At 57.9% G+C, this 7,194-nt stretch carries 4 protein-coding genes; 1 reads left to right on the plus strand and 3 read right to left on the minus strand.

The annotated features are described in order from the left end of the window. Window positions 1-33: 33 nt before the first annotated feature. From N3C64_RS15160 to N3C64_RS15170, 3 genes are all read right to left on the minus strand, one after another. Window positions 34-3,105, minus strand: a complete 3,072-nt coding sequence (locus N3C64_RS15160) for a type I restriction endonuclease subunit R (protein ID WP_511268631.1) — start codon at window positions 3,103-3,105, stop codon at window positions 34-36. Between the two features lie 398 nt (window positions 3,106-3,503). Beyond that, entirely contained in the window at window positions 3,504-4,685 is a 1,182-nt protein-coding gene (locus N3C64_RS15165; RefSeq protein ID WP_260015096.1) for a restriction endonuclease subunit S, read from the minus strand. Beyond that, on the minus strand, window positions 4,682-6,220 hold the full coding sequence (locus tag N3C64_RS15170) for a type I restriction-modification system subunit M (protein ID WP_260015097.1): 1,539 nt from the start codon (window positions 6,218-6,220) through the stop codon (window positions 4,682-4,684). Before N3C64_RS15170 ends, N3C64_RS15165 begins: the two co-directional genes overlap by 4 nt. 282 nt (window positions 6,221-6,502) lie before the next feature. Between N3C64_RS15170 and N3C64_RS15175 the strand changes: the two genes are divergently transcribed. Beyond that, entirely contained in the window at window positions 6,503-7,144 is a 642-nt protein-coding gene (locus tag N3C64_RS15175) for a BRO-N domain-containing protein (protein ID WP_260015098.1), read from the plus strand. Window positions 7,145-7,194: the final 50 nt, after the last annotated feature.

Below are 7,194 nucleotides of genomic sequence, written 5' to 3' on the forward strand. Positions count from 1 at the left end.
CGTTCGGCCCGCCGACGCTCGACCACCAAACGATCAAGCGGCCTCAGCAGAGTTGTTGATTTCGCGCACGATCATGATGATCCGCGCCGTCTGATCCTTCGAGAAAACCCCTGCGATGCCCATGTCATTGAGATCGGAGAACGGGCTTTCGTAGAAGGCTGCAGGCTCGACAATTCCACTGTCGGTGAGATGGTCCACGATCATGTCGATGAATTCAGTCTGATCTGCGTTCAACTGATGCGTTGTGACGAATTCGCTGAATGCGTCTTTTGCGGCGGATCGATCAAGCCCGACCAATCGGCGCAGGAAGTTCCCCAAGGGCTGCTCTTCGATCAAAGCGGTAAGCGTCTCCTGATCTGCAACGCCTTGGTCGAGCAGCATCCGCTGCAATTCATCCAGATCCGTCTTGGTGACCGGTTCGGCCCTTCGGATCTTCTGCAAGGCAATGTGGTTCAGGTGTGCATCAACGAATTGACGGACTTTGGCGGTGAAACGTGCCTTGTCAATACCTCCCCCAACTTGCGGCAGGTCCACCTCGTCACCGGCCCCAATGTCATCGGCAAAGTTGGTTATGATGTCTTTGCGTTCCACTGGCTTGATAAGGTCAGTCAGCAAACGCAGCTTGCGGCGCACCTCCTCCAGTATCTCGACGGTGACATCCGACCAGAATTCGTCGGTCTGCACTTCCAAGATCAGGGCCATCTGCTGGGCGACCTTGGGCACGTTCGTCAGGGGTTCGAGTGCAGACGCTGTAGCCCGGATGCGTGTTTGCAATCGCGCAAAGCCAGCATCCCCTCGAAGAAGCGCGATTTGGGTGTTCAACATCAAAAGGTCGAACTGCTTGGCGGGCAAGTTGTCATCTTCAAAGGCGCTTGGCAGACCCGCCACCTCGTCTATCAACGCCATCCGGTCATTGAGCGAAAGCTTGGACCAGTTGCTCTTGTCTTGAAACCGCTCCACAGCGCGGCGCTTGTCACGCACAATGAAGTTATCGAGGCTCATGCCATCGACCTCGGATTGAAGACGGCCTTTCAAGGCGTCGATCAGGGCAGTGTGATCTTCTGCTTGTTCCTGCAGATCGCAAATCAACTCGACGCGGGTGCTGAACAGGCGCTGCCCGATAGGGGCGGCAACAGCAGCGTCCTGGCGGTCGGGGTTCTCGCGGAAGAATTCGAGGTTCTGACAGAAGTCGAAGATCAAGAATTCGCTCTTGTGCTCGCCCGGGCCGAACAGATCGGGGCAAAGCCGAGTGCCGCGCCCCACCATCTGCCAGAACTTTGTCTTGGACCGGACGATCTTGAAGAAGACGAGGTTGACCACCTCGGGCACATCAATGCCGGTATCCATCATATCCACCGAAACGGCGATATGCGGGGCCTTGGTTGGCTCCGAGAAGTCATCGATCAGGCTTTGCGCATAATTCACGCTGTAGTCGATCAACCGCGCGAACTTGCCTTGATAATGCGGGTAGTTGGCGTTGAACCGGTCTACGATGAACTGTGCGTGTTTGCTGCTCTTGGCGAAGATGATGGTCTTGCCCAGCCTGTCACCATCTTCCACGCGAATGCCGTTGCGCATCACATGTTCCAGCACCTTGTCCACGGTGTCGATGTTGAACAGCCACTTGTTCAGGTCCGCCGCCTCGACGCGATCCGGGATCTCACCGTCTTCGTTCCATTCGAGCGCATCCCATTCCTCTTTCTCCTGCTCCGACAAATCGTCGTAGGTGATGCCCTCGCGCTGGAACTTCAGCGGCACGGAAATGGATCTTGGCGGGACCAGATAGCCATCACCCACCGCGTCATCAAGATCATAGGCATCCGTCGGCACACCGCGTTCAAGGTTGAACAGCGAATAGGTGTCGCGGTCGATCTCATCCTTCGGCGTGGCAGTCAGACCGATCAGCAGGCTGTCAAAGTAATCGAAGATGGCGCGATACTTACGATAGACCGAACGGTGCGCCTCATCGATCACGATCAAATCGAAGTGCCCAGGGCCAAACCGCTTTTTTCCGCCGTTCACCTCTTCGATCAGCCCCATCATCGTCGGATAGGTCGAAAACAGCACCCGCGCACCGGAATGGTCGTTCTTGGCCGGGTCATGCCGTTCCAGCAGGTTGGCCGAAGGGGTCGCGGCCAAATGCGTCTTGAATGCCCCATGCGCCTGACGCACCAGTGCCCGACGGTCTGCCAAGAACAGCACCCGCTTGACCCAATTCGCTTTCATCAGCTGGTCGATCAGCGCGACCACGGTGCGGGTCTTGCCGCTTCCCGTCGCCATCACCAAAAGCGCCTTGCGCTGGTGATCCTTCTCGAAGGTCTGGCCCACCCGCCGAATTGCCCGCTGCTGGTAAAACCGGCCCGCGATCTCTTTGTCGACCTCAATGTCCTCTAAGGGTTTGCGATGACCCCGACGCTGCTGCAGCAAGGCCAGCTCGTCTTGCTTGAGAAAGCCCGAGATCCGGCGCGGCGGATACATCGCATCGTCCCAGATCCAATGCTCAAAACCGTTGGTGGTGAAGATCACCGGTCGCTGACCATAGGCCGTTTCAAGGCAATCGGCATAAAGCTTGGCCTGTTCTTGCCCGATGCGGCTGTCTTTCTTGGTGCGCTTGGCTTCGACCACGGCAAGCGGTTTGCCGTCCTTGCCCCAAAGCACATAATCCACAAAGCCCTCGCCGCTTTGGTTGGGCATCCCCGTCACGGGAAATTCGCGGTCGCGAGTTTGATCGAGCGCCCAACCGGCCTCTTTCAGCAACAGGTCGATGAAGTTGTCGCGGGTGGCGGCTTCGTCATAATCATGCGGATCGGGCACGGCTTGGTTGACGCGGCGCAGCGCTTCCAACTCGGCCCGGGCGGCGGCAAGCGCGGCATCGGCAGCTTGTCGCACCTCTTCCGAGCCGCGTAGCTTTTCTTCCGCCTCTTCGGCGCGTTTGCGGGTGGCGGCAAAATCCTGTTCGATCTTCTGGATCTGCGCGACCGTGCTGGCGCTTATCGTGACCGAGGTTTCCAGCCGATCCGCATCAAAGCGCAACCCCGGGTCCGGGCGGGCGGTCTTTGCATAGGTGCGGGCGATCCAATAGCAGACGTGGAACAACTCGCGCACCGTTGCGACCCCATCATGGGCGGTGATCGGCTTGCCGCTGTCATGCGCGGCGCGGTTGCCCTGCGTTCGGATATAATCGGCCTTCTTGGTGATCGCGGGGCCGGTGAGCGTGGTGAGGCTGGGTTCGGCAATCATCGCGGCCAGCGTGGGCGAATAGACCCGCCGCAGCGCCGGTTCGCGCTCAAAAAGCCAGTTCAGCGCCGTTTCCAGCGTCAACCGCGCCCAGAAGCACGCCCCGCGCGGGTCGGAACGTGCGTGTTTTTCCGCCTTGATCGCATGGCGGTGCAGGTCAGGGAAATCAGCAGCAAGAAATGCGAACTGGGTCATGGCAAATATCCTGTATCGACAGGAGCCTAGGCCGCAGCCTGTGCTTTCTCAACCGGGAAGTGCGAGCGAGCTCAGAGTTCCCCGCGAAACGCGCGATGCTGGAGGGAGGCGAAGAGGGCGGTCTGTTGCTCTTGCTGAGCTTTCATGTGCGCAACTGTCGTATTCAATTTTTGAACTCGCGCCACAAACTTGGTTTGTTCTGCAAGGGTTGCGTTTGGCATCTTGAACCCTCGGATCTGTTCGAAGTTTAGTCCGGGTTTAGCTTGCCCATACTGTTTTGCTTTAATCTGCGCTTGGCCAAATTCTTCCATGTTGAGGAAGTAGCTCAGAAAGTAAGGCAAGAGTTTTTCAGGTTTGGGCCTTAGGATTGCGACGTGTTGGCTGATATAAGAACCGGAAAGAGCATCTTGCACTGGCGCTGCACGACCAATCTTTGATCCTGTAATTGTGAGGAGCACATCGCATGTCTGCACCTCGGTCCGCCTCGCCTCGGCATTTTGGGGCGGATTGACGTAAACAATCTCGTCGTTCCCGATCTCGTTATTCTGAACATCCAGCGAGCGAATGAACCTAGGTCCAGTGTCTGCATAGTATCGCGCCCAACCGCGTCCGCCACTGGTAACGAATGACAACATTTCACCAAGCTCGATACTGTCTTCGTGGCCGATTTCCCCAAACATCTCATGAAAGATCGCCTGGCCGAGGGTGTTGAGGGTGTCGAGGGCGCGGGTGCGGAGGCGGCAGAGCCGCGCAGCCTCATCCAAAATCCCCGCAATCCGCTTCTGCTCCTCCAGTGGGGGGAGAGGGATTTGTAGCTTCCCGATTTCGCCCAAACTAAGATTGGAAATGACCCCCGTCACCTTGCTTTTGGACATTTGGGAGAGGGCGTCGTCGCTAGAAAGCCAATGCAGAAGGTATCTTCGGTGAATCCGCTCCGATGGGCGAACAATGGCCACGGCCTGGTTGCAGTTCATCTCAGGCGCGTTCTTCGGAACGATAGCGGCTCGCCCGATTGTGCCAGCAATCGAGATTAAGACGTCACCGGCTACGATCTTCGAGCGTTTCAGCGCCTCATTTGTTTCAGGCGAGATAAACATGGGATCGGAGGCCACCGAAACCGTACCGTCCACAAGGTTCTGAGCCCGCAGGAATGGCACCCCGTCGTCAGTGAATGCATAACCCAAGGAAGTCGGCGTAGTGCCCTTGGTGATGACTGAAGACTCGCTTTTAAGGGCTACGCGATTGGCCTTCATCCCAGCATCCCCTCAAGCCGATCCAACCCCTCGGCGATCTCGGCCTCGATGGCCCGCAGTTCGGCGATGATCTCGGCGGGGGCTTTGTGGCTGACCTCCTCGTGTGCGATCTCCTTGTAGCGGTTGAGCGACAGATCCCAGGACCCGGTCGCGATGATCTCGGATTTCGGCACCATGAAGCTTTGCGCGGTGCGCAGGTTGGCGGCCTCGGCCTCAAGCGCGTTCCAACGGGCCAGAATGTCGGGCAGGTTGTTCTTTGAATGGTCCTCTGCCGTCAGCACCTGTTCCGGCAACGGGCCGAGTTTAGCCTCGTCCAACAGCGGCGTCCGCTTGTCATCAAGGCTGAACCCGTCCGCCGTCATGTCATAAAACCAGACGTTATCAGTGCCGCCCGAGTCGGTTTTGGTAAAGACCACAATCGCGCAAGACACGCCCGCATAGGGGCGGAACACCCCCGAGGGCAGCTTGATGATCGCGTCAAGCTTGTGATCCTCGACCAGCATCTTGCGGATATCTTTGTGCGCCGTGCTGGAGCCAAACAGCACCCCATCGGGCACAACCACCGCCGCGCGGCCCCCGACCCGCAAAAGCCGCAGGAACAGCGCCATGAACAAAAGTTCGGTCTTTTTGGTCTTGACGATCTTGAGCAGGTCTTTTGCGGTCGCGTCATAATCTAGCGAGCCAGCAAAAGGCGGGTTGGCCAAGATCAGCGAATAGGTCCCGGCATCGCCGCCATGTTCTTCGGCCAAGCTGTCGCGATAGGAGACATCGGCGTTTTCGACCCCGTGCAGGGTCATGTTCATCGCGCCGATCCGCAGCATGGTCGCGTCAAAGTCGAAGCCGTGGAACATGTGGTTGTGGAAATGCTCGCGGTCGTCCTTGTTGCGTAGCATGGCGGGGTGCTGGTCGCGCAGATATTCGCCCGCCGCCACGAGGAAGCCGCAGGTGCCCGCTGCCGGGTCGCAGATGATGTCCTTGGGCGTGGGGGCCATCAGGTGGACCATCAGGTTGATGATATGGCGCGGGGTGCGGAACTGGCCGTTGGTGCCTGCGCTGGCGATCTTGCCCAGCATGTATTCATAGACATCGCCCTTGGTGTCGCGGTCGTCCATGTCGATCTCGTCGAGCTTTTCGACCACCTTCGCCAGCAGGTTCGGGTTGGAAAAGCCAAGCCGCGCGTCTTTCATATGGGTGCCGTAGGAGGAGCCTTCCTCGCCCAGCTTGCGCAGAAACGGGAAAACATGCTCGTCCACGATGCGCATCATTTCGCGGGCCTCGAAGTTCTTGAAGCGCGACCAGCGCAGGCTGTCGTAAGGCTCGCCCTTTTCATCCCGACCCTCAGGGAAGATCCGCCGCGTCATTGGCAGATCAAGCATCTGCGCCTTTTCTTCTTCGCGGGTATGGATCTCGTCGAGCCGCTTGATGAAGAGCAAGAAGGTCAGCTGTTCGATCACTGAAAGCGGGTTGGATACCCCGCCAGACCAGAACGCGTTCCAGATTTGGTCGATCTGCGAGCGGATGGTGCCTGTGAGCATGAGGGTGCGCCTATCGTTTGTTTCGTCCTTAGTAGGAAGCGAGGCAAGAGGAGGCAATTGGGAAATAGTCTGCTCGTAGCCAGCGTAGCCGAGGACTGGAGCTACGAATTGGGCTGCTCTATGCAGGACAGAAGCACGACCCAAGGCGACGACCACGGTCTGACCAAAGCTTGGCTGCGCGAGGTCGGTGCTGGGCTGGCGCGACATTCCTGACCTCGTGTCAGAGCAATTAGGTTCCACCATCAGATCGTAGCAAAGCAGCCGCTTTTGCCGCTCGCATAAATGCGTTCCGTTGCTGCGACAATTTCTGCGATCCGCCAAACGCCAATCGGCCAGCTACAGCTAATCGGCCAGCGGCTGATCCCGCTTGCGCTTGATGCGCCTCCAATACCTGGAAAGAAAACTATGAGCCAATTCAAAAGCTTCATCTTCAACAGCATCACCACTGGCCCCCGCGCCATTCGCGTGTTGGAGATCTACGGCGAGCCGTGGTTCGTTGCCAAGGACGTGTGCGATGCACTTGGCCTTAGGAACGTCACCCGTACCGTTGCGCCGCTTTATCCCGAAGAAGTTTGCCGAATGAACCGGATGGATCTAGGCGAAGAACGCAATGGTAGCGATATGCCTGTCGTTAGCGCAAGCGGTCTGTATGAATTGCTACGGCGCTCTGACCGCCCCGCCACCCGCGCCTTCCAATACTGGATCACGGCCACAGTGATGCCCGCATTCCGCGACGAGATTAACCGCATCAAGTTCTCAGGATTGCCGATTTTCGAAGAACTGGCCTTCGAAGCGATGGTTGCCCATGTGCTGGACGTTTCACAAGCAAGGATTGCGAGCCTTGAAGCGGAGATTGCTTTCCTTGGCCACGATGCTGATGCGCCTTGCGAGGACGGGACTTTATGGTTTGAAGAGTTTGAATGACGAGCGCGTTTGGTACTCCGCACCGTTGTTCTAGACTGCCACCGCGTTTT

This window comes from Sedimentimonas flavescens (assembly GCF_025154035.1).
Taxonomy (GTDB): domain Bacteria; phylum Pseudomonadota; class Alphaproteobacteria; order Rhodobacterales; family Rhodobacteraceae; genus Rhodobacter; species Rhodobacter flavescens.